Source organism: Burkholderia sp. AU17457, assembly GCF_002223255.1.
Taxonomy (GTDB): domain Bacteria; phylum Pseudomonadota; class Gammaproteobacteria; order Burkholderiales; family Burkholderiaceae; genus Burkholderia; species Burkholderia sola.
This window is the reverse complement of the sequence record NZ_NKFB01000003.1, coordinates 19,036-44,502: the sequence shown is the minus strand read 5'-3', so window position 1 is coordinate 44,502 and position 25,467 is coordinate 19,036. Positions and strand designations below refer to the sequence as shown.

Genomic DNA, 25,467 nt, shown 5'->3' with positions numbered 1-25,467 from the left:
CCACATCGTCCGCCGCACAAAAAAGCCCGCATCGCGCGGGCTTTTTCATTTGAACGACGGAATCCGGCCGGTGATCACACCAGCACGAGGTTGTCGCGGTGAATCAGTTCGGGCTCCAGCATGTAGCCAAGCACGGCCTCGATCTCGCCGCTCGGCTTGCGGTGAATCAGCTTCGTTTCCGCGCTGCTGTAGTTCGTGAGCCCGCGCGCCACCTCGCGCCCGTCCGGGCCCACGCACGCGATCACCTCGCCGCGCGCGAACGCGCCCTGCACGTCGATCACGCCGATCGGCAGCAGGCTCTTGCCGCCGGCCGTCAGCTTCTCGACCGCGCCCGCGTCGATCACGACGTGGCCGCGCACCTGCAGATGGTCGGCCATCCATTGCTTGCGTGCCGCCATTCGCGCGGTCCGTGCGATCAGTTGCGTGCCGATCGCCTCGCCGGCCGCCAGGCGCACGAGCACGTCGGACTCCCGGCCGCTCGCGATCACGGTATTCGCGCCGCTGTGCGCCGCACGCTTCGCCGCGAGGATCTTCGTCAGCATCCCGCCGCGACCGAGGCTCGAACCGGCCCCGCCCGCCATCGCCTCGAGCTCCGGCGCGCCCGCATTGGCCTCGCCGACGAGCGTCGCATTCGGGTCCTTGCGCGGATCGGCCGTGAACAGCCCCGACTGGTCGGTGAGGATGATCAACGCATCGCCTTCGATCAGGTTCGCGACGAGCGCACCGAGCGTGTCGTTGTCGCCGAACTTGATTTCGTCGGTGACGACCGTGTCGTTTTCGTTGATGATCGGCACGACGCCGAGCCGCAGCAGCGTGAGCAGCGTCGAGCGCGCGTTCAGGTAGCGCTCGCGGTCCGCCAGATCGGCGTGCGTGAGCAGGATCTGCGCGGTGCGGATGCCGTGCTCGGTGAAGCGGCTTTCGTAGACTTGCGCGAGCCCCATCTGGCCGACGGCGGCAGCGGCCTGCAGCTCGTCGATTTCCCGCGGCCGCTTGCTCCAGCCGAGTCGCTGCATGCCTTCGGCAATCGCGCCCGAACTGACGAGCACGACTTCCTTGCCCTGCGCACGCAACGCGGCGATCTGGGCTGCCCAGCGGCCGATTGCAGCATGATCGAGCCCCTTGCCGTCGTTGGTCACGAGGCTGGAGCCCACCTTCACCACCAATCGCTTCGAATCCGCGATGATCGAACGCATCCTGCACTGTCTCCTGTATCTGATGCCGGCCCGCCGGGCGCGATGGAACGCCGACGCCGGGCGGCACGCCCGGCGCGTGACCTAACCGTTCAGGCGTCGTCGCCCGGCGCCGCACCGCCCTTCGCTGGCGGTGCATCGCGGAAACGCACGTCCGCCGCGAGATCCTCCGCCTCCGCCGCGCGATGCGCGTCCGAATGTTCGGAGAGGTAGTCGTAGATCGCATAGCACAGCGCTTCGCAGCCCTGGCCCGTCAACGCCGAGATCTCGAACACCGGGCCGTCCCAGCCGAAGCGATCGAGGAAATCCGCGACGCGTGCCGCGCGCTCGTCTTCCGGCACCATGTCGAGCTTGTTGAGCACGAGCCAGCGTGGCTTCTCGTAGAGCGCCTCGTCGTATTTGCGCAGCTCGCCGACGATCGCCGTCGCTTCCGCGACCGGATCGACGCTTTCGTCGAACGGCGCGAGATCGACCAGATGCAGCAGCACGCCGGTACGCTGCAGGTGACGCAGGAATTGATGCCCGAGGCCCGCGCCTTCGGCCGCACCTTCGATCAGCCCCGGGATATCGGCGATCACGAAGCTCTTGCTCGGGCCGACCCGCACCACGCCGAGATTCGGCGCGAGCGTCGTGAACGGGTAGTCGGCGATCTTCGGCTTCGCGTTCGACACCGACGAGATGAAGGTCGACTTGCCGGCGTTCGGCATGCCGAGCAGGCCGACGTCGGCGAGCACCTTCAGTTCGAGCTTCAGCATGCGCCGCTCGCCCGGCTTGCCGTCCGTCTTCTGGCGTGGCGCGCGGTTCGTGCTCGACTTGAAATGCAGGTTGCCGAGGCCGCCGGCGCCGCCCTGCGCGAGCATCACCCGCTGATCGTGCTCGGTCAGGTCGGCGATCAGCTCGCCCGTTTCCATGTCGGTGATGATCGTGCCGACCGGCATGCGCAGCGTGACATCGTCGCCGCCCTTGCCGTAGCAATCCGAGCCGCGGCCGTTTTCGCCGTTGCGCGCGAGGTGCTTCTTCGCGTAACGGTAGTCGATCAGCGTGTTGATGTTGCGGTCGGCGATCGCGTAAACGCTGCCGCCCCGGCCGCCGTCGCCGCCGTCCGGCCCGCCGAACGGGACGAATTTCTCGCGGCGCATCGACGCACTGCCATCGCCTCCGTCGCCGGCGATGACTTCGATTCGTGCTTCGTCAATGAACTTCATTCGTCACTCCGCCCAGTATTTCCGCTATTGTGCCGCGCGCCGGCACGCTTGAACAATCTGCCGTTCGGCCGATCGTATGCCGGTTGCGCGAGGGTCGCCGGCCCGCACTTGCGGGCGGCGACCCAATAAAAAAGGCCCCGCGAAGACTGCGGGGCCTTTCGGCTACGAAGCCCGTGGGTGCCTGACTTAGGCAGCCGCCGGGACAACGATGACCAGATGCTTCTTGTCCGCGCCCTTCGTCGCGAACTTGACGTGACCGTCGACCAGCGCGAACAGGGTGTGATCCTTGCCCATGCCGACGTTCTCGCCTGCGTGCATGCGCGTACCGCGCTGACGCACGATGATGCCGCCGGCATTGATTGCCTGGCCGCCGTACACTTTCACGCCGAGACGTTTCGACTCGGAGTCGCGGCCGTTCCGGGAAGAGCCGCCTGCCTTTTTGTGTGCCATCTGATTGCTCCTTTACCGAGGCGCTTACGCGTTGATCGCGTCGATGCGCAGCTCAGTGTAGTTCTGGCGGTGGCCGCCGTGCTTTTGGTAGTGCTTCCGGCGACGCATCTTGAAGATGGTGACCTTGGCATGACGACCGTGCGACACAACGGTGGCCTTGACGGAAGCCCCACTGACCAGCGGCGTACCGAACTTAATCGATTCGCCTTCGCCCACTGCGAGAACCTGGTCGAGCGTGATTTCAGCGTCAATGTCAGCCGGTATCTGTTCTACTTTGAGTTTTTCGCCAACGGCAACCTTGTACTGCTTGCCGCCGGTTTTTATGACCGCGTACATTGAGAACCTCACTCTGGATCCAATTTTTCCGCACACCACGCGCGGAAAACACGTGATTATACATGGGGTTAGCACCCAAGTCAAAGCCGATCGACGATTGCCGCGCGCGGGCCTCGGCCGGACGGCCAAAATCGCGCCGCTGGTACGTCTGACAGACCGGCATATCGCGGATTCGACTTATAATCCGCGGCATCACCCAATTCCATCATCATGTCGTCGTCCACCGCCTCCCCCACCCTCAGCGCCGCCCACCTGCTCGCCCCGATCACCAGCGACATGGAGCAGGTGAATCGCGTTATCCGGCAAAGCCTCGCGTCCGACGTGCTGCTGATCAACCAGATCGCCGAGTACATCATCGGCGCGGGCGGCAAGCGGCTGCGTCCGGCGTTGCTGCTGCTCGTCGCCGGCGCGCTCGGCGAAACGTCGCACCAGCGGCACGTGCTGGCCGCCGTCGTCGAGTTCATCCACACGGCCACGCTGCTGCATGACGACGTCGTCGACGAATCCGAGTTGCGCCGCGGCCGCCAGACCGCCAATGCGCTGTTCGGCAACGCGGCGAGCGTGCTGGTAGGCGACTACCTCTACTCGCGCTCGTTCGAGATGATGGTCGGCGTCGGCAAGATGCGCGTGATGGAGATCCTGTCCGAAGCGACGACGATCATTTCGGAAGGCGAGGTGCTGCAGCTCCTCAACATGCACGACGCGGACGTCGACGAAACGCGCTACATGCAGGTGATCCGCTACAAGACGGCGAAGCTGTTCGAGGCGTCGGCGCGCCTGGGCGCGGTGCTCGCGGGCGCCGACGCGCCGACCGAGGCCGCCGCCGCCGAATACGGCCGCCGGATCGGCACCGCGTTCCAGATCATGGACGACTGGCTCGACTATGCGGGCACCGCCGAGGCAATGGGCAAGAATGCCGGCGACGATCTGCGCGAAGGCAAGCCGACGCTGCCGCTCATCTATCTGATCGAACGCGGCACGCCCGAACAGTCGGCGCTCGCACGGGAGGCGATCGAACACGGCGGCACCGATCGCTTCGACACGATTTTCGAAGCGATCACGCGCTCGGGCGCGCTCGATCACACGCTCGAATGCGCACGCCAGGAAGCGCAGGCGGCAGCCGCGGCGATTGCCGCGTTCCCCGATTCGATCTACAAGGAAAGCCTGCTCGGGTTGTGCTCATACTCGACGTCGCGGCAGTCGTAAACACGCCGCGAACACGAAGCGATGCCTTGTCTCGAAAATTTTCTTCATCAAAGTATTCCCTTTTAGAAAAAACATCGTTATAGTTACGTTCTTGCTTGTGACGACGCAGCGATTCTTAACGAAGACGGCGAAGTCGGAAGAGCAAAAATCGGGGTGTAGCTTAGCCTGGTAGAGCGCTACGTTCGGGACGTAGAGGCCGGAGGTTCGAATCCTCTCACCCCGACCAGATTTAAAAAAACCGTGCACCGCGTGCACGGTTTTTTTTCGTCCGGCCGCCGCGGCCCCTCGTGTCGCGCGCGACACATCGCGGTCGCCGGCCTCTGCTATATTTCCCCCATCCCTGTCCTTCACTGCCCTTTCCAACGCGTGGACCAAATTCCCTTATGGGCGCAAATCGGCGCCGTCTTCCTGCTTCTTCTCTGTTCCAGCTTCTTTTCCATTTCCGAGACCGCGATGATGGCGCTCAACCGCCATCGGCTGAAGCATCTCGCCGGCCAGGGCGTACTCGGCGCGAAAACCACGCAGGGGCTGCTCACGCGCACTGACTTGCTGCTCAGCGTGATCCTGATCGGCAACAACCTGTTCAACACGATCATCCCGGTCCTCACGACGTCGCTCGCGCTCCATACGTTCGGCCGCAACAACCTCGCGCTGTCGATCGCGACCGGCGTCGTCGCGTTCCTGATCATCGTGTTCGCGGAAATCGCGCCGAAGATCGTCGGCGCGACGTTCCCCGAACGCATCGCGCTGCCCGCGAGCCTCGTGATCGCCCCGCTGATGCGCGTGTTCAAGCCGGTCGTGTGGTTCGTCAACGCGCTCGCGAACGGCGTGCTGTGGGTGCTGCGCATCAACACGAAGACGGGCCGCGACCAGCGGATGTCGGCCGACGAGCTGCGCGCCATCGTGCTCGAATCGAGCAGCTTCATGCCGACCAAGCACCGCAGCATCCTGCTCAACCTGTTCGACCTCGAGAACATCACGGTCGACGACGTGATGGTGCCGCGCCGCCAGATCGAGTCGCTCAACTTCTACGCGCCGCTCGACGACATCCTGCATCAGCTCGAAACCTGCTATCACAACCGGCTGATCGTCTACGAAGGCGACATCGACAAGGTGCTCGGCGTGCTGCACGTGCGCAAGACGCTCACCGGGCTGCACAACCAGGATTTCGACCGCGAGACGCTGCGCGCGCTGCTCGCCGAACCGTACTACGTGCCGTCCGGCACGCCGGTGGTCCAGCAGCTCCAGTTCTTCCAGGAAACCCGGCAGCGCACCGCGCTCGTCGTCAACGAGTACGGCGAACTCGAGGGGCTCGTCACGCCCGAGGACATCATCGAGGAACTGATCGGCGAATTCACGACGTCGATGCCGCGCAGCGAACGCGCGGGCGGCTGGGACGAGCACGGCGAATGCATCGTGTCGGCCAGCATGCCGCTGCGCGAGCTGAACCGCTGGCTGCACCTGAAACTGCCGACCGACGGGCCGAAGACGTTGAACGGACTGGTACTCGAGATCCTCGAGGAAATTCCGGAAGACGACGTGTGCCTGAAAATCGGCGACGTGATGCTCGAGGTGATGCGCAGCGACGATCAGGCAGTACGCACCGTCAAGCTCTTCAAGCCGCGCGGCACGCGCACCGGGCGCGCCGCCTCGCGCTAGGGCCTGTTCACGCCGATAACGGGCTGGCCCTGGCCCTGGCCCTGGCCCTGGCCCTGGCCCTGGCCCTGGCCCTGGCCCTGGCCCTGGCCTTGGCCGAACGGCCGACTGCCGGCGCCGCCCGCGACGCGCGATCATCTGCGTGTCACGGTCAACAGGCGGCCAACGTGCCGGCTCACATGCACTTCCCTTCCTCCGCGGCGTCGCTGCACGCGCAGTCGGCACCTGCGCACGCCGACGCGCCGCCCGCCGCCGCGCCCCATGCACTCGATGCGGCCCAGCTCGACGATGCCCCCGCCGTACGGCTGCTGACGGACACGCTGCACGCCGCGCGCGTGCGCGACGCGTCGGACATCCACGTCGAGCCGTTCGAAGCCGGCTGGCGCATCCGTCTGCGCATCGATGGCGTGCTGCATGAACACGCGCGGCCGCCGTCGCACCTGCGCGATGCGCTCGTCACGCGAATCAAGGTGCTCTCGCGCATGGACATCGCCGAGCGGCGGCTCCCGCAGGACGGCCGGCTGCGCATCGCGATCGACGGCGGCACGCGGGGCGACTATCGCGTCAGTTCGCTGCCCACGCTGTTCGGCGAAAAGCTCGTGCTGCGGCGGCTCGAAACGCTGCCGCCCGATCTCACGCTCGCCAACCTCGGCTTCGATGCGCGACAGGCGGCCGCGATGGAAGCCGCGATCCGCGCGCCGCATGGCCTCGTGCTCGTCACGGGCCCGACCGGCAGCGGCAAGACGCTGTCGCTCTACTGCGCGCTGCAAATGCTCGATCGCGACGCGCACAACGTCTGCACGGTCGAGGATCCCGCCGAGATCCAGCTCGACGGAATCAATCAGGTCGGGGTCGCCGACAAGGCGGGGCTGACGTTCGCAACGGCGTTGCGCGCGCTGTTGCGGCAGGACCCGGACGTCATCATGGTCGGCGAGATTCGCGATGCGGAGACGGCCGACGTCGCGATCAAGGCCGCGCAGACCGGCCATCTCGTGTTGTCGACGCTGCACACGAACGACGCGCCGGCTGCCGTCGCGCGGCTGCTCGACATCGGGGTCGCGCCGTATAACCTCGCCGCCGCGCTGCACCTCGTCACCGCGCAACGCCTCGTCCGGCGCCTGTGCGTCCACTGCCGCGCGCATTCGGACGCATCGGCGCGCGCGCTGCGGGAAGCCGGCTGCGACCCGGCGGCGCTGGCGGCCGGCTGGCGGCCGTTCGTCGCACGCGGCTGTTCCGCCTGTCACGGGATCGGCTATCGCGGCCGCATCGGCCTGCATCAGACGATGCCGGTATCGCCCGGCCTGGCCGAGCGCATCGTCGCGCGGGCGAGCGTCGGCGAACTCGCGCAATGCGTGGCGGCCGAGGGCGTGCGCACCCTGCGCGACGCGGCATTCGCGCGCGTCATGGACGGCACGACGAGCATCGCGGAAGCCGTCGCCGCCACCCCAGCGGCGTGAACGTGCGCACGCCGCCGCGCGAAACCCGCTTCGCATGGCGCGGCCGCCATCGCGACGGCTCGCCGCGCCGCGGGATCGTCATCGCATTCGACGCCGCGGCCGCGCGCGCCACGCTCTCGCGCAACGGCATCGCGGTACTGTCGCTCGACGTCCGCGGGCCGGCCCGCCCGCCCACGGCCGGCGCACGCGACATCACGCGCTTCACGCGCCAGCTCGCGAGCCTGCTGCAGGCCGGCTTGCCGCTCGCGCCGTCGCTCGACATGCTCGCGCGCACCCGCACGCGCGACGGCGTGCCGCGCATCGCCGCGGGGCTCGCCCGCGAGATCGTCGGCGGCCGGCGCTTCGCCGATGCGCTCGCACGCTATCCATCGCAATTCGGCACGCTGTATCGTCAGTTGATCGAGGTCGGCGAGGCGTCCGGTTCGCTCGGCGTCGTGCTGACGCGGGTTGCGGAACACCGCGAGCGCGCCGATGCGCAATGGCGCAAGCTGCGCGCCGCACTCGCGTATCCGGCCGCCGTCATCCTGTTCGCGCTCGCGATCTCGGCCGCATTGATGGTGTGGGTCGTGCCGACCTTCCGGCAGATCTTCGACGGTTTCGGCGCCGCCCTGCCCGCACCGACCCGTGCGCTGCTCGCGCTGTCCTCCGCGCTGTCGGCGTGGGGCGGTGTGCTTCTGGCCGGCGCGGCCGCCGCCGGGCTTGCCGCGCAGTACGCGCTGCGGCGCTCGGCCGCGCTGCGTCATGCGCTCGCGCGGCGTCTGCTGCGCGCCCCGCTTGCGGGCAGCGCGCTCGAGCGGTACGCTGCCGCCCGCTGGTGCCGGTCGCTTGCGACCCTGCTCGGCGCCGGCGTGCCGCTCGCCGATGCGTTCGCCACGCTCGAGCGCACGGCCGGTCATCCGGTGTTCGCGCACGCCACCGCGCACATCGCCGCACGCGTGTTGCGCGGCGTGCGTCTGGCCGATGCGATGCATTCGGCCGGCTGCTTTCCGGACGACGTCGTGCAGCCGATCGCGGTCGCCGAGGAAACCGGTGCGCTCCACACGATGCTCGCCGACATCGCCGCGCTGTGCGAACGCCAGCTGGACACGCGCCTCGATGCGCTCGCGGCGCTCGGCGAACCGTTGATCGTGATCGTCCTAGGCGCACTCGTCGGCGGCCTCGTGATCGCGATGTACCTGCCGATCCTTCAACTCGGCAACGTGGTGTAGCATCGCAACCGATTCTGTCGCCTTTTAAGTCCGAACCTTGAGCCTCATGACGTCCGCGCCCCTGTCCGCCGTTTCCGATTCGCCCGAGGGCACGCTGCTCGCGCTGGCGATGCTGCCGCCCGCGCTGCAGTATGCGTTCGCGGTCGTCATCGGCCTTTGCATCGGCAGCTTCCTGAACGTGGTCGTGCACCGGTTGCCCGTGATGATGCAGCGCGCGTGGCAGGCCGAGATCGCCGAAGCGACGGGCACCGCGAGCGCGCCGCCCGACGACGGTTATCCGCCGCGCTACGATTTGTGGCGCCCACGCAGCGCCTGCCCGCATTGCGGCCACGTATTGCGCGCGTGGGAAAACATCCCGCTCGTCAGCTACCTGATGCTGCGCGGGCGCTGCCGGCGCTGCGGCCATGCGATCGGCATCCGTTACGTGCTCGTCGAGATCGCGTGCGCAGGGCTCGCCGCCGGCTCGCTCGCGGCGTTCGGCCCGACCGTCGCCGCGCTTGCCGCGTTCGCGCTGTGCGCGGCGCTGCTCGCGATGAGCGCGATCGATATCCGGACCGGCTACCTGCCCGACTCGATGACGCTGCCGCTGCTGTGGGCCGGGCTCGCGCTGAACCTCGGCGGCACCTTCACGTCGCTGCGCTCGGCCGTGATCGGCGCGATGGCCGGCTACCTGTTCCTGTGGTCGATCTACTGGCTGTTCAAATGGCTGCGCGGCATCGAGGGCATCGGTTTCGGCGATCTGAAGCTGCTCGCCGCGCTCGGCGCGTGGATGGGCTGGGCCGCACTGCCGCAGGTCGTGCTGTTCGCGGCGGTGACCGGCGCGATCGTCGGGCTCGTCGCGACGTGGCGCGGCCGCATGCGCTTCGAGGAGCCGATTCCGTTCGGCCCGTTCCTCGCGGCCGGCGGCGTCGCCACGCTGTTTTTCGGCACCCCTTTCTATGCGGTGCTCGGAGGCTGACATGTTTTCCGTAGGACTCACGGGCGGCATCGGCAGCGGCAAGACGACCGTTGCCGACCTGTTCGGCGCCCGTGGCGCATCGCTCGTCGATACCGACCTGATTGCCCACCGCATTACCGCGCCGGGCGGCCTCGCGATGCCGGCGATCGAGCAGGCTTTCGGTCGCGACTTCGTGGCCGCCGACGGCTCGCTCGATCGCGCGAAGATGCGCACGCTGATCTTCAGCGACGACGACGCGCGCCGGCGCCTCGAAGCGATCACGCATCCGCTGATCCGCGCGGAGACCGATCGCGACGCGCGCGAAGCACGGGGTCCGTACGTGATGTTCGTCGTGCCGTTGCTCGTCGAGTCGGGCACCTGGAAGGCGCGCAGCGATCGCGTGCTCGTCGTCGACTGCCCGGTCGAAACGCAGATCGCGCGCGTGATGCGGCGCAACGGTTTCACGCGCGAACAGGTCGAAGCGATCATCGCGCGACAGGCGACGCGCGAAGCCCGCCTCGCCGCAGCCGACGACGTGATCGTCAACGACGCGCTCCCGCCCGGCGCGCTCGCCGCGCAGGTCGATGCACTGCACCAACGCTATGTCGAATTCGCGGCCGCGGCGCGGTGACCATTGCGCGCAATCGTGATGGTGTACGAAATTGGCGCGTTGCTAGGGTAGAGAGGGGGCATTAGAATGTCTTTCATTGTTTCAATCCCTACCCAAGAGGCGAGCGCGCTTGATTCTTTACGAGTATCCGTTCAACGAGCGAATTCGCACGCTGTTGCGTCTCGAAGATCTGTTCGAGCGCTTCGCGTTCTTTTTGGCTCAGGAGGACCCGCGTGAACACCACGTCGCACTGACGACGCTGTTCGAAATCGCCGAGGTAACGGGCCGCGCGGACCTGAAATCGGATCTGATGAAGGAGCTCGAACGTCAACGGCAGACGCTCGCCCCCTTTCGCGGCAATCCGGGCATCGAGCAGAACGCGCTCGAAGCCGTGCTCGGCGAAATCGAGCAGACGCTCGCGAATCTCGCGCAGATGCAGGGCAAGACCGGCCAGCACCTCGTCGACAACGAGTGGCTCGCCAGCATCCGCAGCCGCGCGGTGATTCCGGGCGGCACGTGCAAGTTCGACCTGCCGTCGTACTACGCGTGGCAGCAATGGCCCGCCGAGCAGCGGCGCCAGGACATCACGAAGTGGATCCTGCCGATGCTGCCGTTGCGCGACGCCGCGGCGATCGTGCTGCGGCTCGCGCGCGAATCGGGTCAGGCGTCGAAGGTCATGGCGATGCAGGGCAGCTACCAGCAGATGCTGTCCGGCCGCAGCTACCAGCTGATGCAGGTGCGCGTGTCGCCGGAGTTGCGCGTGATTCCCGAGGCGAGCGCCAACAAATACATGCTGTGGGTGCGGTTCACCATGCAGGACGGCGATGTACGGCCGCGGGCGGTGGACATCGACGTGCCGTTCCATCTGACACTGTGTAATCTGTAACGGCCGCGGGCCGGTTCAATGCTTTCGTATGACTACCGTCGTGAAATGTCCTTCGTGCGGCGCAGAAGTGCGCTGGACGCCTGAAAACAAGTTCCGTCCCTTCTGCTCGGCCCGCTGCAAGCAGCTCGACCTCGGCGCATGGGCCGCGGAAAAGTATCGGATCGGCGGTTCCTCCGACGAGGGTCCGTCGTCGGAAGAAGACGGCACGGACAACCGCCGCGACAGCTGAGCGGCGCCCCGTCCGCCGATATGGCCCGCGTTTCAGGCGGGCCGCTGCGGCGTCATTGCGACGTCGCTTCCTTCTCGAGCAGTTCGAGCACCGGCAGCGCCGCCGGCAGCAACGGCGCGACGTCGACTGGCAGTTGCTGCCACACGAACGCCTGCCCTTCCTTGCTGTGCGGCTCGCCCGTCCAGCCCGTCACCTTGCAGAAATAGAGCCGCACGTACGCGTGCGGATAATCGTGCTCGAGCGTGTGCCAGCGGTGGCTGGCCGTGACTTCGATGCCGAGTTCCTCGTGCAGTTCGCGCGCCAGCGCGTCCTCGACGCTTTCGCCGGCCTCCAGCTTGCCGCCTGGAAACTCCCAGTAACCCTCATACGGCTTGCCCTGCAGGCGTTGCGCAAGCAGGTACCTGCCGTCCGGCTGCACCATCACGCCGACCGCGACTTCGGTCACCTTGCGGCCGTCCGGCGCCCGCACGGCGCCCTGTGCCTGATCCGCGCTCATGCCTGCTCCTTGCGGCCCGACCAGTCCCGCGCGAACTGCCACGCGACGCGGCCCGAGCGCGAACCGCGCTCGAGCGCCCATACGAGCGCGTCGCCGCGCGCGGTCTCGATCTCCGCATCCGGGCAGCCGAAGTGACGCAGCCAGTGCGCGACGATGTCGAGGTAGTCGTCCTGCTTGAACGGATAGAAGCTGACCCACAAGCCGAAGCGCTCCGACAGCGAGATCTTCTCCTCGACGACTTCGCCGGGGTGAATCTCGCCGTCCGGCAGATGCTTGTACGACTCGTTGTCGCTCATGTACTCGGGCAGCAGATGGCGGCGGTTCGACGTCGCGTAGATCAGCACGTTGTCCGACTGCGCGGCGATCGACCCGTCGAGCGCGACCTTCAGCGCCTTGTAGCCCGATTCGCCGTCCTCGAACGACAGATCGTCGCAAAACACGATGAACCGCTCCGGACGCTGCGAGATCAGGTCGACGATGTCGCCGAGATCGTGCAGGTCGTCCTTGTCGACTTCGATCAGGCGCAGCCCGTCGTTCGCGTACGCATTCAGGCACGCCTTGATCAGCGACGACTTGCCGGTACCGCGTGCGCCGGTCAGCAGCACGTTGTTGGCCGGCTTGCGCTGCACGAACTGCCGCGTGTTCTGGTCGATCAGCGCTTTCTGGCGATCGATGTTGTGCAAGTCGCCGAGCGTGATCGACGACACGGCCGGAACCGGCTGCAGATAACCGCGCCCCTGGCGCTTGCGCCAGCGGAACGCGTGGGCCGCGTTCCAGTCGATGGCCGCCGGTGCGGGCGGCAGCATCCCTTCGAGACGGCCGAGCAGCGCTTCCGCGCGCGTCAGAAACTGTTCAAGCTTGTCCATGTCGTTCGGGCGCTCCCGGTCAGGAGCGGTAATCCGCGTTGATGCTCACGTAATCGTGCGACAGGTCGCACGTCCAGACGGTGGCCTGCGCGTCGCCACGGCCGAGCAGCACGCGGATCGTGATCTCGCTCTGCTTCATCACGCGCTGGCCGTCCTCTTCCCGGTAGGCCGGGTTGCGACCGCCGGCCTTTGCGACGAGCACGTCGTCGAGATAGAGGTCGATCTTGCCGACGTCGAGATCCGCAACACCCGCATAACCGATCGCCGCGAGAATCCGGCCCAGGTTGGGGTCGGATGCGTAGAAGGCCGTCTTCACAAGCGGCGAATGGCCGATCGCGTACGCGATCTGGCGGCATTCGGCGACGCGCTTGCCGCCTTCGACCTGTACCGTCATGAATTTCGTCGCGCCTTCGCCATCGCGCACGATCAGTTGCGACAGCACCTGCGCGACTTCCGTCACCGCGTCGCGCAGCGCCGCATAGGCGGGCGAATCGGTCGTTGTGATCGCGGGCAGCGTGCTCTTGCCCGACGCGATCAGGATGAACGAGTCGTTCGTCGACGTGTCGCCGTCGATCGTGATGCAGTTGAACGAGCGGTCGGCGACTTCCTTCACGAGCGTGTCGAGCACCGGCTGCGCGACGCTCGCATCGAACGCGAGGAAGCCGAGCATCGTCGCCATGTTCGGCTTGATCATGCCCGCGCCCTTGCTGATGCCCGTCAGCGTGACCGTGTGACCGTCGATCGTCACCTGGCGCGACGTCGCCTTCGGCAGCGTATCGGTCGTCATGATCGCCTGCGCGGCGTCGAACCAGTTCGCGGCCTTGCGGTTCGCGAGCGCTGCCGGCAGGCCCGCCTTCAGGCGGTCGATCGGCAGCGGCTCGAGGATCACGCCGGTCGAGAACGGCAGCACCTGCGCCGGCTCGATGCCCGCGAGACGCGCGAGCTCCGTGCAGGTCTCGCGTGCGTTCACGAGGCCCGGCTCGCCGGTGCCCGCGTTCGCATTGCCCGTATTCACGACCAGCGCGCGGATGCCCGCGCCGCCCGCACGCACCTTCGCCAGATGCTCGCGGCAGACGGTGACCGGCGCTGCACAGAAACGGTTTTCGGTGAATACGCCCGCGACCGTCGCGCCTTCGTCGACGGAGACGACCAGCACGTCCTTGCGATTCGGCTTGCGGATGTTCGCTTCCGCCCAGCCGAGCGTGACGCCGGCGACAGGATGCAGTTGGGCGGGATCGATCGACGGAAAATTGACAGCCATGGGGCACACCTGCCGGATGGAAAATGCCGGCACGTGCCGGCATCGATTGGAAGAACCGGCGGCCCCACGCGGGCCGCCACAACTCACATCACTGACTCGAAGCTGCGAACGACGCGGCACGCGTGACGCGCGCCGCCGCCGATCATGACAGCTTCCCGTGACATTGCTTGTACTTCTTGCCGCTGCCGCACGGGCACGGATCGTTGCGGCCGACCTTCGGCATTTCGCCGCCGGGGCCGCTGTGCGTCATCGCGCTGCCAACCATGTCGGCCGTCGCCGTGGCCGCCGCGGCAGCCGTGACGTTCGCGACCGGCGCGCCGGCGTCCGCGTAGTCGGCATGCTGGTACTCGACGTTCTCGAGATGACCGCCGCGCTCCTCGATCTGCTCGGCAGCCTCTTCCAGCTGCTCCGGCGACTGGATCTGCACGTTCATCACGATGCGCGTGACTTCCTGCTTGATCGCGTCGAGCATCGCTGCGAACAGCTCGAACGCCTCGCGCTTGTACTCCTGCTTCGGGTTCTTCTGCGCATAGCCGCGCAGATGGATGCCCTGGCGCAGGTGGTCCAGCGCCGCGAGGTGCTCGCGCCACAGGCGGTCGACCGTCTGCAGCATCACCGAACGCTCGAACGCGCTGAACGATTCGCGGCCGACCAGCGCGACCTTCGCCTCGTACTGCTCGTCGGCGGCCGTCGTCACCGCGTCGAGGATCTCCTCGGCCGTGATCGACGACGACTCGTTCACCATTTCCTGGATCGCGAGGTCGAGCTGCCAGTCGTTGCGCAGCGCCTCCTCGAGTTCGGGCACGTCCCACTGCTCTTCGATGCTGCCTTCCGGCACGAACTGGCGGACGACTTCGGTAATCACGCCGTGGCGCATCGCGGTGATCGTCTCGGTGATGTCGTGCGCCTCGAGCAGTTCGTTGCGCTGCTGGTAGATCACCTTGCGCTGGTCGTTCGACACGTCGTCGTATTCGAGCAGCTGCTTGCGGATGTCGAAGTTGCGCGCTTCGACCTTGCGCTGCGCCGATTCGATCGACCGCGTGACGATGCCCGCCTCGATCGCCTCGCCTTCCGGCATCTTCAGGCGATCCATGATCGAGCGCACGCGGTCGCCCGCGAAGATGCGCAGCAGCGGATCGTCGAGCGACAGATAGAAGCGCGACGAGCCCGGATCGCCCTGGCGGCCCGCACGGCCGCGCAGCTGGTTGTCGATCCGGCGCGATTCGTGACGCTCGGTGCCGATGATGTGCAGGCCGCCGGCTGCCTTCACCTGCTCGTGCAGCGTTTCCCACTCGTCGTGCAGCTTCTGGATGCGGCGCGCCTTTTCGTCGGCCGGGATCGAGTCGTCGGCCTCGATGAACGCGGCCTGCTTCTCGACGTTGCCGCCGAGCACGATGTCGGTACCGCGACCGGCCATGTTGGTCGCGATCGTCACGCGGTGCGGACGGCCGGCTTCCGCGACGATCGCCGCTTCACGCTCGTGCTGCTTCGCGTTCAGCACTTCGTGCGGCAGCCCGGCCTGCTTCAGCAGGTGCGACAGCAGTTCGGAGTTCTCGATCGACGTCGTGCCGACCAGCACCGGCTGGCCGCGCTCATAGCAGTCGCGGATGTCGCGGATCACCGCGTCGTACCGCTCCTTGGCCGTCTTGTAGATCTGGTCCTGCTTGTCGATCCGTTTCGGCGGACGGTTGGTCGGGATCACGACCGTCTCGAGACCGTAGATCTCGTTGAATTCGTACGCTTCGGTGTCCGCGGTACCGGTCATGCCGGCCAGCTTCGCGTACATCCGGAAGTAGTTCTGGAACGTGATCGACGCGAGCGTCTGGTTCTCGCTCTGGATCTTCACGTGCTCCTTCGCCTCGACCGCCTGGTGCAGGCCGTCGGACCAGCGGCGGCCGGCCATCAGGCGGCCCGTGAATTCGTCGACGATGACCACTTCGCCGTTCTGCACGACGTAGTGCTGATCCTTGTGGAACAGCGTGTGGGCACGCAGCGCCGCGTACACGTGGTGCATCAGCGTGATGTTCTGCGGTGCGTACAGGCTTTCGCCCTCGCCGATCAGGCCCCATTCGGCGAGCAGGCGCTCGGCCTTCTCGTGGCCCGATTCCGTCAGGAACACCTGGCGCGCCTTCTCGTCGAGCGTGTAGTCGCCCGGCTTCTCGACGCCCGTGCCGTCGGCCTTCTCTTCGCCGATCTGGCGCTCGAGCAGCGGCGGCAGCGCGTTCATCCGCACGTACAGCTCGGTGTGATCCTCGGCCTGGCCCGAAATGATCAGCGGCGTACGCGCCTCGTCGATCAGGATCGAGTCCACTTCGTCGACGACCGCGAAGTTCAGCGCCCGCTGCACGCGCGCGTCGGTCTCGTAGACCATGTTGTCGCGCAGGTAGTCGAAGCCGAATTCGTTGTTCGTACCGTACGTGATGTCCGCCGCGTACGCCTGCTGCTTCTGGTCGTGCTCCATCCCGGACAGGTTGATGCCGACCGACAGGCCCAGGAAGTTGTAGAGGCGCGCCATCCATTCGGCGTCGCGCTGCGCGAGGTAATCGTTGACGGTCACGACGTGCACGCCGCGGCCGGCCAGCGCGTTCAGGTACACGGGCAGCGTCGCGACGAGCGTCTTGCCCTCGCCGGTGCGCATTTCCGCGATCTTGCCGTAGTGGAGCACCATGCCGCCGATCATCTGCACGTCGAAGTGCCGCATCTTCAGCACGCGGCGGCTCGCCTCGCGACAGACCGCGAAGGCCTCGGGCAACAGCTTGTCGAGCGACTCGCCGGCCGCGACCCGCTGGCGGAATTCATCCGTCTTGCCGCGCAACTGGTCGTCCGTCAGCTTCTCGATCTGCGTTTCGAGCGCATTGATCGTCGCGACGGTCTTTTGGTATTGCTTGACGAGCCGCTGGTTGCGGCTGCCAAAAATTTTCTGGAGAAAACCGGTTGTCATCGGATCGGATCCTGCGTCGCAGCACCGGCACCCGGCGCGTGTTGCGCGCCCCGGCGCCCGAGCCTCGGCGGCTTAGCGAATTAGTGGACTCAAACGACGAATTTTAGCACGCGGGGCCGCGTGCGCCTGCGTCCGGGCCGGACGGCCATTGCGCGCCGGGGCCGGGTAAGCAGGGGCGAAAGCCGCCCGTGGGCGGGCCGGCGCGGGTACAATCGGCTGCAACGTCCGCGCGCGTGCGCGCTCGAAGAAAGCCTCGATGAACCGATTTTCCAAGCGTTTCGGCCCGCTCGCCGCCTATCGCCCGCAACCCGTGTCCGAAGTGCTCGGCCGTACCGACGCATTCGCGGCACTGCGCGCCGGCGTCGAGCAGATCGCGTCGCTGCAGCGCGACCTCGGCGCGTGCCTGCCCGACTATCTGGCGAATCATGTCGAACCGGGCTTCATCAAGGACGGCACCCTGACCCTCTTTGCCGCGCACAATGCGCTGGCCGCCCGGCTACGACAGGTCGAAGTGCGGTTGCTCGGCGATCTCCAGAAGCGCGGCTGGCCCGTGACGACGCTGCGCGTGCGCGTGCGGCCGAAGGACGCGCCGGAACCGCCGCACGTGAAGCAGGCGCGGATGACGTCGGTCGGCGCCGCCGCGCTGCGCGATCTCGCCGACCACCTCGAACCGTCGCCGCTGCAGGCCGCGCTCGCGCGGATGGCGGCGCGGCACGGCGCGAAGCCGCGTTGACCGCACGGGTCATCGGCGGCGGCGAGCCAACAAAAAAGCGACCCGAGGGTCGCTTTTTTATCGCTTGCGGTAACGAGCGCCGGTCACGCGAACGCCGTCTGCGCGTCGAACGCGAACCCCTTCGGCGCGGCCTGCGGATCCTCGAACGTCACGATCTCGTATGCGTCTTCGTGCGCGAGCAGCTCGCGCAGCAGCGCGTTGTTCAGCCCGTGACCCGACTTGTACGCGGTGTACGACGCCAGCAGCGGATGGCCGACCACGTACAGGTCGCCGATCGCGTCGAGCATCTTGTGCTTCACGAACTCGTCGTCGTAACGCAGCCCGTCGTTGTTCAGGATCCGGTACTCGTCGAGCACGATCGCGTTGTCCATGCTGCCGCCGCGGGCGAGACCCAGTTCGCGCATCATTTCGACTTCATGGGCAAAACCGAACGTGCGCGCGCGCGCGATCTCGCGCACGTACGACGTATTCGCGAAGTCGACCTCCAGTTCCTGGCCGGTCTTGTCGACGGCCGGGTGACGGAAGTCGATCGTGAACTTCAGCTTGAAGCCGAAATACGGATCGAGACGCGCGAACTTGTCGCCATCGCGGATTTCGACCGGCTTCTTCACCTGGATGAAGCGCTTCGGCGCGTTCTGCTCTTCGATGCCGGCGGATTGAATCAGGAACACGAAAGACGCGGCGCTGCCGTCCATGATCGGGATTTCCTCGGCCGTCACGTCGACATAGAGGTTGTCGATGCCGAGGCCGGCGCACGCCGACATCAGGTGCTCGACCGTCGACACGCGCGCACCATCCTTCTGCAGCACCGACGCGAGCCGCGTATCCCCGATCGACATCGCGGAAGCCGGAATATCGACGGGCGTGGGCAGGTCGACGCGCGAGAACACGATGCCCGTGCCCGGCGCAGCCGGACGGAGCGTCAGTTCGACCTTGCGGCCCGAGTGGAGACCGATACCGACGGTCTTCACGATGGATTTGATGGTGCGCTGCTTCAACATGGTCTTCTTCGTCTTGATTGAAGATATCAATCAGGAGTTATATTCGATAGGCTGGATTATAGCGTAATTCCCAATTCAACGCTGTTTGAAACTGCGTATCAATCTGTTTCGACAGTTTACCCGTGCCGATACGGGACGGGCCGATGCCCGGAACGGAGGCGTTTCCGGTCATCGGCCCGTGTTACAACTGCCCTGAGGCCGGTGGGCAGCGTTGCCGGAAGGCAACGGCGCACCGCACGATCAGGACGTCAACGTCGCGAGAACACTCGCCGCATCGCTCACTTCGAATTTGCCCGGCGCCTCGACGGCCAGCGTCTTGACCACACCGCCGTCAATCACCATCGCGTAGCGCAGGGAACGAATTCCCATGCCACGCGCGGACAAATCCTGCGTCAGCCCCAGCGCATGAGTGAAAGCCGCGCTGCCGTCCGCCATCATGCGCACCTTGCCCGCGGTGTGCAGATCACGTCCCCATGCGCCCATCACGAATGCGTCGTTGACGGACACGCACCAGATCTCGTCGATCCCCGCCGCGCGCAGTTGCTCGGCGTGTTCGACGTAGCCCGGCACATGCTGCGCCGAGCAGGTCGGCGTGAACGCGCCCGGCAATCCGAAGATCACCACGCGCTTTCCCGCAACCTGGTCGCGCACGCTGAAGGCATTCGGCCCCAGCGTGCACCCTTCGCGCGCGTCGTCGACGAACTCGAACAATTGCGCGTCGGGCAGCGCGTCGCCCACTTGAATCATGGCTGGTCCCTCATAGCGATACGGTTTTTCAGCGTGTCGCGGACAGCACGGCCCATCCCGCTCCGCTCACGCGAAGAGGGCACGTTTCCCGGCCCGGCGTCGCATCCGACGCGGCCTGTCGTGGTCCGTGGCATCCGTCACGCCGGCGTTACCGCGGCAACTTCGCCGCGGCTTCGCCTGTGTGCGTCGTCAGTCAGCCTGCTTGCGCAGGAAAGCCGGGATGTCGTACGTGTCGACCCCCTTCTCCTGCAGCGCCTGCACGTGCGATGCCGCGGTTTCGCGCGAGTTGCGCCACACCGCCGGCGTATCGAGCGCGCCGTAGTCGGCCGTGCTGACGTGATGCGCCGGCGCATAGCCGTGCGACACCGCGCTGACCGGCTGGTTGTCCGTACCGGTGCGCAGCAGCGTCATCGGTGCCGACTGCTGCTTCTTCGCCGCACGGCCCAGACCCGTCGCCACGACCGTCACGCGCAGTGCATCGCCCATCGCGTCGTCGTACACCGCACCGAAGATCACCGTCGCATCTTCCGCCGCGTAGCTCTTGATCGTGTTCATCACTTCGCGCGTTTCCGACAGGCGCAGCGAACGGCTCGACGTGATGTTGACCAGCACGCCGCGCGCGCCCGACAGATCGACGCCTTCGAGCAGCGGGCTCGCCACGGCCTGTTCCGCCGCGAGGCGTGCGCGATCGACGCCGGCAACCGTCGCCGTGCCCATCATCGCCTTGCCCTGCTCGCCCATCACCGTCTTCACGTCTTCGAAGTCGACGTTCACGAGGCCGTCGACGTTGATGATTTCCGCGATACCTGCCACCGCGTTGTTCAACACGTCGTCCGCGCACTGGAAGCACTTGTCCATCTCGGCGTCATCGCCCATCACGTCGAACAGCTTGTCGTTCAGGACGACGATCAGCGAGTCGACGTGATCCTCCAGTTGCTGCGAGCCTGCTTCGGCGACGCGCATGCGCTTGCCGCCCTCGAACTCGAACGGCTTGCTGACGACACCGACCGTCAGAATGCCCATCTCCTTCGCGATCTGCGCGACCACCGGCGCCGCGCCCGTGCCCGTGCCACCACCCATGCCGGCCGTGATGAACACCATGTGCGCGCCGCGCAGTGCGTCGGCGATGCGCTCGCGCGCTTCTTCCGCTGCCGCACGACCCATTTCCGGCTTCGCACCGGCGCCCAGACCCGTGTTGCCGAGCTGGATCACCGACGATGCGCGCGAACGCGACAGCGCCTGCGCATCCGTGTTCATCACGATGAAGTCGACGCCCTGCACGCCGCGGTTGATCATGTGCTGGACGGCATTGCCGCCAGCGCCGCCAACGCCGACCACCTTGATGATGGTGCCGTTGGTTTCGGTTTCCAGCATTTCGAATTCCATTGTTGCCTCCGTCAAGAGAATGACTGCTACTCGGCCGTTATTCGGCAGGCGATCGGGCAACCCCCTGTCGCGCGCCAGCCGCCGGCACCAGCGCGAATTTCGATTCGGTTCAATTCGTCAGAAGTTGCTCAGGAACCATTCCTTCATCCGCGAGAACACCTGCCCCGCGTTGCCGGACTGCACGGCGACCTTGCGGCCGCGCATGCGCTGCGCACTGCCTTCGACGAGCAGCCCCATCGCCGTCGAGTAGCGCGGATTGCGCACGACGTCGGACAGGCCGCCCGCATATTCCGGCGCGCCGATGCGCACCGGCTTCAGGAAAATGTCTTCGCCGAGCTCGACCATGCCCGGCATCATCGACGCGCCGCCGGTAATGACCACGCCGGAGCTCAGGAGTTCTTCGTAACCCGACTCGCGCACGACCTGCTGCACGAGCGAGAACAGTTCCTCGACGCGCGGCTCGATCACGGCCGCGAGCGCCTGGCGCGACAGCGTGCGCGGGCCGCGTTCGCCAAGGCCCGGCACTTCCACCATTTCGTCCGGATCGGCGAGCGCCTGCTTCGCGATCCCGTAGCCGACCTTGATGTCTTCCGCATCCGGCGTCGGCGTGCGCAGCGCCATCGCGATGTCGCTCGTGATCTGGTCGCCGGCGATCGGGATCACCGCCGTGTGGCGGATCGCGCCTTCGGCGAAGATCGCGATGTCCGTCGTGCCGCCGCCGATGTCGACCAGCACCACGCCGAGATCCTTCTCGTCTTCGGTCAGCACCGCCAGCGAAGACGCGAGCGGCTGCAGGATCAGGTCGTTCACTTCCAGCCCGCAGCGGCGCACGCACTTGACGATGTTCTGCGCCGCGCTCACCGCGCCCGTCACGATGTGCACCTTCACTTCCAGCCGGATGCCGCTCATCCCGATCGGCTCGCGCACGTCTTCCTGGCCGTCGATGATGAATTCCTGCGTGAGGATGTGCAGCACCTGCTGGTCGGTCGGGATGTTGATCGCCTTCGCGGTCTCGATCACGCGCGCGACGTCCGTCTGCGTGACTTCCTTGTCCTTGATCGCGACCATCCCGCTCGAGTTGAAGCTGCGGATGTGGCTGCCCGCGATCCCCGTAAATACGTTGGTGATCTTGCAGTCGGCCATCAGCTCGGCTTCCTCGAGCGCGCGCTGGATCGACTGCACGGTGGCCTCGATGTTGACCACCACACCTTTCTTCAGACCCTTCGACTCGCTCTGGCCGAGACCGATCACCTCGTAGTGACCCTCGCCCTTCAGCTCGGCGACGATGGCCACCACCTTCGACGTGCCGATGTCGAGGGAAACCAGCAGATCCTTGTAGTCTTTGCTCATAAAGTGCTCTTGCGTGTGATCTCTCGTTACTTCTTGCGCTTGTCGGTATCGGTCAGGAACCGCATGCCTGCCGCGCGAATCGCGAATCCGTTCGGATACCGCAGGTCCGCGTACTCGATGTCGTTGCCCCAACGCTCCGTGACGGCCGGCCACGCGGCGACCAGACGCTGGCTCCGGTCATGCAGCGTGTCGCTGTTGCGCTCCTTGCCCAGCTCGACCTGCATGCCGTTCGACAGCTTCACCGTCCACGCGTACCGCGCCGACAGCGTCACTTCTTCCGGCGCCGCCTTCAGCGGCGCAAACCATTTCCCGAAGTCGCGATACCGCGTGACGACTTCCTTCGCACTGCCTTCCGGGCCGTCGAATGCCGGCAGTTCCTGCTCCAGCTCGCCCTGGTTCGCGGTGAACAGCTCGCCGTCGACGCTCACCAGCTGATCGCTGCCCCAGGTCCCGAGCGGCTTGTACTCCTCGAGCGTGACAGCCAGCGCATTCGGCCACACCCGGCGCACGCTCGCGTGACGCACCCACGGCATCTGCTCGAACGCGGCGCGCGCCGTATCGAGATCGACCGTGAAGAAGTTGCCCTTCAGCCGGCCGACCACGCCCGCGCGCACCGTGGGCGAATTGATGTGCTCGGTGTCGCCGTCGATCCGGATCTCCCGCAGCGCGAACGTCGGGCGCTGGATCAGCCAGTAGCAGCCGGCCGCCGCCAACACGAGCAGCAGCAGCGCGTACAGCGCGCTGGCGGCAAGGTTGAGTTGGCGAACGTTGTTCCACATACGTCGTTCCGTTCCTGCGTCAGTCGTTGAGCGTGAGCGACAGCACCTTCACGACCAGCTCCGAGTAGCCGATGCCGACCGCGCGCGCGGCCTTCGGCGGCAGCGAGTGGTCGGTCATCCCGGGGGCCGTGTTCACTTCCAGGAAATACGCGTTGCCGGCCGCGTCGACCATGAAATCCGCGCGACCCCAGTCGGTGCAGCCGAGCACGTCGAACGCGCGGCGCGCGATGCGCTTCAGTTCCGCTTCCTGTTCCGCCGGCAGACCGCACGGGATCAGGTACTGCGTATCGTCGGCGACGTACTTCGCGTGATAGTCGTAGAACTCGCCGGCCGGCACGATCTTGATCAGCGGCAGGTCGAGATCGCCGGCGATGCACGCGGTGTATTCGCCGCCGCCTTCGATGCTCTTCTCGACGATCACGATCTTGTCGTGCGTCGCGGCTTCCGACAGTGCGGCGGGCAACGCGTCGGCCGTCTTCACCTTCAGCACCGCAACGCTCGAGCCTTCGCTCGCCGGCTTCACGAACAGCGGCAGGCCGAGCTTCGCGACGATCTCCGTCGCGCGCGCCGCGTAGTCGTCGCCGCGCATCACCGTCTCGAACGGCGGCGTCGGCACGCCCGTCTGCTGCCACACGAGCTTCGTGCGGAACTTGTCGAGGCCGAGCGCCGAGCCGAGCACGCCGCTGCCCGTGTAGCGAATGCCGTAGAAATCGAGCGCGCCCTGGATCTGGCCGTTCTCGCCGTAGCCGCCGTGCAGCGCATTGAATGCGCGCACGAAGCCTTCGTCCTTCAGCGCCGACAGCGGCCGCTCGGCCGGGTCGAACGGATGGGCGTCGACGCCTGCGTCGCGCAGGCCCTGCAGCACGAGGCGGCCCGAGGTGAGCGACACCTCGCGCTCGGCGGATTCGCCGCCGAACAACACCGCCACCTTGCCGAAACGTTTCGGATCGATTCCGCTCATGTCAGCCTCCGCAGGGCCGCCCCAAGGAGGCTGACCGCCCCCGCGGGGGGCAGCGAACGAAGTGAGCGTGGGGGTCGTTTCATGTCATGCCTTCTGTTGAATGTGTTGCACGAGCTTCGCCGGCACGCCGCCGATCGAACCCGCACCCATCGTGATCACCACGTCGCCGTTCTGCGCGACCTTCGCCAATGCGGCCGGCACGTCGTCGACCGTCGCGACGAACACCGGGTCGACCTTCCCCGCCGTGCGCAGCGCACGCGACAGCGCGTCGCCGCTGGCCGTCGGGATCGCGGCCTCGCCGGCCGCGTAGACTTCCGTCAGCACCAGCGCATCGACCGTCGACAGCACGTTGACGAAATCGTCGAAGCAGTCGCGCGTGCGCGTGTAGCGGTGCGGCTGGAACGCCAGCACGAGGCGGCGGCCCGGGAACGCGCCGCGCGCGGCCGCGATCGTCGCCGCCATCTCGACCGGGTGATGACCGTAGTCGTCGATCAGCGTGTACCGGCCGCCGTCCGCGGTCGGCACGTCGCCGTAACGCTGGAAGCGCCGGCCGACGCCGTTGAATTCCGCCAGCGCCAGCTGGATCGCATCGTCCGACACGCCGAGATCGGTCGCGATCGCGATCGCCGCGAGCGCGTTCTGCACGTTGTGCAGGCCCGGCATGTTCAGCACCACCGCGAGCGGCGCACGCCCTTCGCGGATCACCGTGAAATGCATCCGGCCATCGCGCGCGTCGATGTCTTCCGCGCGCACCTGCGCATCCGGCGACAGGCCGTAGCGCACGACCGGCTTCGAGATGAACGGGATGATCTGCCGCACGTTCGGATCGTCGACGCACACGACCGCGCTGCCGTAGAACGGCAGGCGCTGCGTGAATTCGATGAACGCCTGCTTGAGCCGCGCGAAGTCGTGGCCGTAGGTGTCCATGTGGTCGGCGTCGATGTTCGTGATGACTTCGATCACCGGATACAGGTTCAGGAACGACGCATCCGACTCGTCGGCCTCGGCGACGATGAAGTCGCCCGTGCCGAGCCGTGCGTTCGCGCCGGCGCTGATCAGGCGGCCGCCGATCACGAAGGTCGGGTCCAGGCCGCCCGCCGCGAGCACGCTCGCGACGAGGCTCGTCGTCGTGGTCTTGCCGTGCGTGCCGGCGATCGCGATGCCCTGCTTCAAGCGCATCAGCTCCGCCAGCATCACCGCGCGCTGCACGATCGGCACGCGCTGCGCGCGCGCGGCGAGCACTTCCGGGTTGTCCGAGCGCACGGCCGTCGACACGACGACCGCGTTCGCGCCCTCGATGTTCGCCGCGTCGTGGCCGATCGCGATCCGCGCGCCCAGCGCCTGGAGGCGGTCGGTCACCGCATTGCGCGACAGGTCGGAGCCGCTGACCTCGTAGCCGAGGTTGACGAGCACTTCGGCGATGCCGCTCATGCCCGCGCCGCCGATCCCGACGAAATGAATGTGTTTGACGATGTGTTTCATGTCAGCCTCCGCCGGGCCGCTCCGTGCTTCGACGGAAGCGCCCGCGGGAGACGGGGGGGCCGAGCCCCCCCGAGCGAACGAAGTGAGCGTGAGG

General features: G+C 66.7%; 24 protein-coding genes and 1 tRNA gene. 10 read left to right on the top strand and 15 right to left on the bottom strand.

The features are described from left to right. Nucleotides 1-74: 74 nt before the first annotated feature. The 4 genes from proB to rplU form a co-directional block, all read right to left on the bottom strand. The gene (proB, locus tag CFB49_RS02510) at nucleotides 75-1,193 is read right to left on the bottom strand and encodes a glutamate 5-kinase (RefSeq protein ID WP_069616812.1); all 1,119 of its coding nucleotides are present in this window, start codon (nucleotides 1,191-1,193) and stop codon (nucleotides 75-77) included. A gap of 89 nt (nucleotides 1,194-1,282) precedes the next feature. Further along, nucleotides 1,283-2,395, bottom strand: a complete 1,113-nt coding sequence (gene obgE, locus CFB49_RS02505; protein ID WP_089490647.1) for a GTPase ObgE — start codon at nucleotides 2,393-2,395, stop codon at nucleotides 1,283-1,285. A gap of 186 nt (nucleotides 2,396-2,581) precedes the next feature. Beyond that, nucleotides 2,582-2,845, bottom strand: coding sequence for a 50S ribosomal protein L27 (gene rpmA, locus CFB49_RS02500; protein ID WP_006476999.1), 264 nt, complete (start codon nucleotides 2,843-2,845; stop codon nucleotides 2,582-2,584). 24 nt (nucleotides 2,846-2,869) lie between these two features. Further along, entirely contained in the window at nucleotides 2,870-3,181 is a 312-nt protein-coding gene (gene rplU / locus CFB49_RS02495) for a 50S ribosomal protein L21 (RefSeq protein WP_006025184.1), read from the bottom strand. A gap of 210 nt (nucleotides 3,182-3,391) precedes the next feature. Here rplU and CFB49_RS02490 point away from each other — a divergent pair, with 210 nt between their 5' ends. The 9 genes from CFB49_RS02490 to CFB49_RS02450 all read left to right on the top strand — a co-directional run bounded on the left by CFB49_RS02490 (nucleotide 3,392) and on the right by CFB49_RS02450 (nucleotide 11,370). Next, the gene (locus tag CFB49_RS02490) at nucleotides 3,392-4,387 is read left to right on the top strand and encodes a polyprenyl synthetase family protein (protein ID WP_050013887.1); all 996 of its coding nucleotides are present in this window, start codon (nucleotides 3,392-3,394) and stop codon (nucleotides 4,385-4,387) included. 149 nt (nucleotides 4,388-4,536) lie between these two features. Next, a tRNA-Pro gene (locus CFB49_RS02485) sits at nucleotides 4,537-4,613 on the top strand. Between the two features lie 140 nt (nucleotides 4,614-4,753). Next, nucleotides 4,754-6,046: an HlyC/CorC family transporter gene (locus tag CFB49_RS02480; protein WP_069616814.1), complete on the top strand. Its 1,293-nt coding sequence runs from the start codon at nucleotides 4,754-4,756 to the stop codon at nucleotides 6,044-6,046. A gap of 176 nt (nucleotides 6,047-6,222) precedes the next feature. Further along, the gene (locus tag CFB49_RS02475) at nucleotides 6,223-7,500 is read left to right on the top strand and encodes a GspE/PulE family protein (RefSeq protein ID WP_069616815.1); all 1,278 of its coding nucleotides are present in this window, start codon (nucleotides 6,223-6,225) and stop codon (nucleotides 7,498-7,500) included. Beyond that, nucleotides 7,497-8,708 (top strand): type II secretion system F family protein, encoded by a 1,212-nt coding sequence (locus tag CFB49_RS02470; RefSeq protein WP_089490646.1) that lies wholly within the window; start codon nucleotides 7,497-7,499, stop codon nucleotides 8,706-8,708. The genes CFB49_RS02475 and CFB49_RS02470 overlap by 4 nt, the downstream gene beginning before the upstream one ends. 46 nt (nucleotides 8,709-8,754) lie before the next feature. After that, nucleotides 8,755-9,666 carry a prepilin peptidase gene (locus tag CFB49_RS02465; protein ID WP_089490645.1) on the top strand — a complete coding sequence of 304 codons (912 nt, stop codon included), beginning with the start codon at nucleotides 8,755-8,757 and terminating at the stop codon, nucleotides 9,664-9,666. Between the two features lies 1 nt (nucleotide 9,667). Further along, nucleotides 9,668-10,276 (top strand): dephospho-CoA kinase, encoded by a 609-nt coding sequence (gene coaE, locus CFB49_RS02460; RefSeq protein WP_089434504.1) that lies wholly within the window; start codon nucleotides 9,668-9,670, stop codon nucleotides 10,274-10,276. 109 nt (nucleotides 10,277-10,385) lie between these two features. Further along, nucleotides 10,386-11,141 (top strand): cell division protein ZapD, encoded by a 756-nt coding sequence (zapD, locus tag CFB49_RS02455; RefSeq protein ID WP_069616819.1) that lies wholly within the window; start codon nucleotides 10,386-10,388, stop codon nucleotides 11,139-11,141. Between the two features lie 28 nt (nucleotides 11,142-11,169). After that, on the top strand, nucleotides 11,170-11,370 hold the full coding sequence (locus tag CFB49_RS02450) for a DNA gyrase inhibitor YacG (protein WP_021159902.1): 201 nt from the start codon (nucleotides 11,170-11,172) through the stop codon (nucleotides 11,368-11,370). 52 nt (nucleotides 11,371-11,422) lie between these two features. Here the strand turns inward: CFB49_RS02450 and CFB49_RS02445 are convergent, their stop codons facing one another. From CFB49_RS02445 to secA, 4 genes are all read right to left on the bottom strand, one after another. After that, entirely contained in the window at nucleotides 11,423-11,866 is a 444-nt protein-coding gene (locus CFB49_RS02445; protein ID WP_069616820.1) for an NUDIX domain-containing protein, read from the bottom strand. Next, the gene (locus tag CFB49_RS02440) at nucleotides 11,863-12,732 is read right to left on the bottom strand and encodes an ATP-binding protein (protein ID WP_027783462.1); all 870 of its coding nucleotides are present in this window, start codon (nucleotides 12,730-12,732) and stop codon (nucleotides 11,863-11,865) included. Before CFB49_RS02440 ends, CFB49_RS02445 begins: the two co-directional genes overlap by 4 nt. A 19-nt stretch (nucleotides 12,733-12,751) precedes the next feature. Next, nucleotides 12,752-13,993: a bifunctional glutamate N-acetyltransferase/amino-acid acetyltransferase ArgJ gene (gene argJ / locus CFB49_RS02435; protein ID WP_089490644.1), complete on the bottom strand. Its 1,242-nt coding sequence runs from the start codon at nucleotides 13,991-13,993 to the stop codon at nucleotides 12,752-12,754. Between the two features lie 142 nt (nucleotides 13,994-14,135). Next, a complete protein-coding gene (secA, locus tag CFB49_RS02425) occupies nucleotides 14,136-16,934 on the bottom strand; it encodes a preprotein translocase subunit SecA (protein WP_069616822.1) in 2,799 nt (932 codons plus the stop codon). A 256-nt stretch (nucleotides 16,935-17,190) separates the two neighbouring features. Here secA and CFB49_RS02420 point away from each other — a divergent pair, with 256 nt between their 5' ends. Then, entirely contained in the window at nucleotides 17,191-17,667 is a 477-nt protein-coding gene (locus CFB49_RS02420; RefSeq protein ID WP_069616823.1) for a DUF721 domain-containing protein, read from the top strand. An 83-nt stretch (nucleotides 17,668-17,750) separates the two neighbouring features. Here the strand turns inward: CFB49_RS02420 and lpxC are convergent, their stop codons facing one another. From lpxC to murC, 7 genes are all read right to left on the bottom strand, one after another. Further along, nucleotides 17,751-18,668, bottom strand: coding sequence for a UDP-3-O-acyl-N-acetylglucosamine deacetylase (gene lpxC, locus CFB49_RS02415; protein ID WP_069616824.1), 918 nt, complete (start codon nucleotides 18,666-18,668; stop codon nucleotides 17,751-17,753). A 240-nt stretch (nucleotides 18,669-18,908) separates the two neighbouring features. Then, on the bottom strand, nucleotides 18,909-19,415 hold the full coding sequence (locus CFB49_RS02410; RefSeq protein WP_059580848.1) for a peroxiredoxin: 507 nt from the start codon (nucleotides 19,413-19,415) through the stop codon (nucleotides 18,909-18,911). A 189-nt stretch (nucleotides 19,416-19,604) separates the two neighbouring features. Continuing rightward, nucleotides 19,605-20,801, bottom strand: a complete 1,197-nt coding sequence (ftsZ, locus tag CFB49_RS02405) for a cell division protein FtsZ (protein ID WP_021159911.1) — start codon at nucleotides 20,799-20,801, stop codon at nucleotides 19,605-19,607. 117 nt (nucleotides 20,802-20,918) lie between these two features. Then, nucleotides 20,919-22,151, bottom strand: coding sequence for a cell division protein FtsA (gene ftsA / locus CFB49_RS02395; RefSeq protein WP_006487138.1), 1,233 nt, complete (start codon nucleotides 22,149-22,151; stop codon nucleotides 20,919-20,921). 26 nt (nucleotides 22,152-22,177) lie between these two features. Then, nucleotides 22,178-22,930, bottom strand: a complete 753-nt coding sequence (locus tag CFB49_RS02390; protein WP_006477014.1) for a cell division protein FtsQ/DivIB — start codon at nucleotides 22,928-22,930, stop codon at nucleotides 22,178-22,180. Between the two features lie 19 nt (nucleotides 22,931-22,949). Beyond that, nucleotides 22,950-23,891, bottom strand: a complete 942-nt coding sequence (locus CFB49_RS02385; RefSeq protein ID WP_050013901.1) for a D-alanine--D-alanine ligase — start codon at nucleotides 23,889-23,891, stop codon at nucleotides 22,950-22,952. Nucleotides 23,892-23,975: 84 nt separating this feature from the next. Next, on the bottom strand, nucleotides 23,976-25,373 hold the full coding sequence (murC, locus tag CFB49_RS02380) for a UDP-N-acetylmuramate--L-alanine ligase (RefSeq protein ID WP_069616825.1): 1,398 nt from the start codon (nucleotides 25,371-25,373) through the stop codon (nucleotides 23,976-23,978). Nucleotides 25,374-25,467 lie beyond the last annotated feature (94 nt).

Bases quoted from the DNA above. Each gene is read 5' to 3' on its own strand.
- secA (WP_069616822.1), bottom strand. From the start codon at position 16,934: ATGACAACCGGTTTTCTCCAGAAAATTTTTGGCAGCCGCAACCAGCGG.
- ftsZ (WP_021159911.1), bottom strand. From the start codon at position 20,801: ATGGAATTCGAAATGCTGGAAACCGAAACCAACGGCACCATCATCAAG.
- rpmA (WP_006476999.1), bottom strand. From the start codon at position 2,845: ATGGCACACAAAAAGGCAGGCGGCTCTTCCCGGAACGGCCGCGACTCC.
- CFB49_RS02420 (WP_069616823.1), top strand. From the start codon at position 17,191: ATGAACCGATTTTCCAAGCGTTTCGGCCCGCTCGCCGCCTATCGCCCG.
- CFB49_RS02445 (WP_069616820.1), bottom strand. From the start codon at position 11,866: ATGAGCGCGGATCAGGCACAGGGCGCCGTGCGGGCGCCGGACGGCCGC.
- CFB49_RS02450 (WP_021159902.1), top strand. From the start codon at position 11,170: ATGACTACCGTCGTGAAATGTCCTTCGTGCGGCGCAGAAGTGCGCTGG.
- CFB49_RS02390 (WP_006477014.1), bottom strand. From the start codon at position 22,930: ATGTGGAACAACGTTCGCCAACTCAACCTTGCCGCCAGCGCGCTGTAC.
- obgE (WP_089490647.1), bottom strand. From the start codon at position 2,395: ATGAAGTTCATTGACGAAGCACGAATCGAAGTCATCGCCGGCGACGGA.
- CFB49_RS02465 (WP_089490645.1), top strand. From the start codon at position 8,755: ATGACGTCCGCGCCCCTGTCCGCCGTTTCCGATTCGCCCGAGGGCACG.
- murC (WP_069616825.1), bottom strand. From the start codon at position 25,373: ATGAAACACATCGTCAAACACATTCATTTCGTCGGGATCGGCGGCGCG.
- CFB49_RS02385 (WP_050013901.1), bottom strand. From the start codon at position 23,891: ATGAGCGGAATCGATCCGAAACGTTTCGGCAAGGTGGCGGTGTTGTTC.
- argJ (WP_089490644.1), bottom strand. From the start codon at position 13,993: ATGGCTGTCAATTTTCCGTCGATCGATCCCGCCCAACTGCATCCTGTC.
- rplU (WP_006025184.1), bottom strand. From the start codon at position 3,181: ATGTACGCGGTCATAAAAACCGGCGGCAAGCAGTACAAGGTTGCCGTT.
- CFB49_RS02475 (WP_069616815.1), top strand. From the start codon at position 6,223: ATGCACTTCCCTTCCTCCGCGGCGTCGCTGCACGCGCAGTCGGCACCT.
- CFB49_RS02490 (WP_050013887.1), top strand. From the start codon at position 3,392: ATGTCGTCGTCCACCGCCTCCCCCACCCTCAGCGCCGCCCACCTGCTC.
- CFB49_RS02440 (WP_027783462.1), bottom strand. From the start codon at position 12,732: ATGGACAAGCTTGAACAGTTTCTGACGCGCGCGGAAGCGCTGCTCGGC.
- coaE (WP_089434504.1), top strand. From the start codon at position 9,668: ATGTTTTCCGTAGGACTCACGGGCGGCATCGGCAGCGGCAAGACGACC.
- ftsA (WP_006487138.1), bottom strand. From the start codon at position 22,151: ATGAGCAAAGACTACAAGGATCTGCTGGTTTCCCTCGACATCGGCACG.
- lpxC (WP_069616824.1), bottom strand. From the start codon at position 18,668: ATGTTGAAGCAGCGCACCATCAAATCCATCGTGAAGACCGTCGGTATC.
- proB (WP_069616812.1), bottom strand. From the start codon at position 1,193: ATGCGTTCGATCATCGCGGATTCGAAGCGATTGGTGGTGAAGGTGGGC.
- CFB49_RS02410 (WP_059580848.1), bottom strand. From the start codon at position 19,415: ATGATTCAAGTGGGCGACGCGCTGCCCGACGCGCAATTGTTCGAGTTC.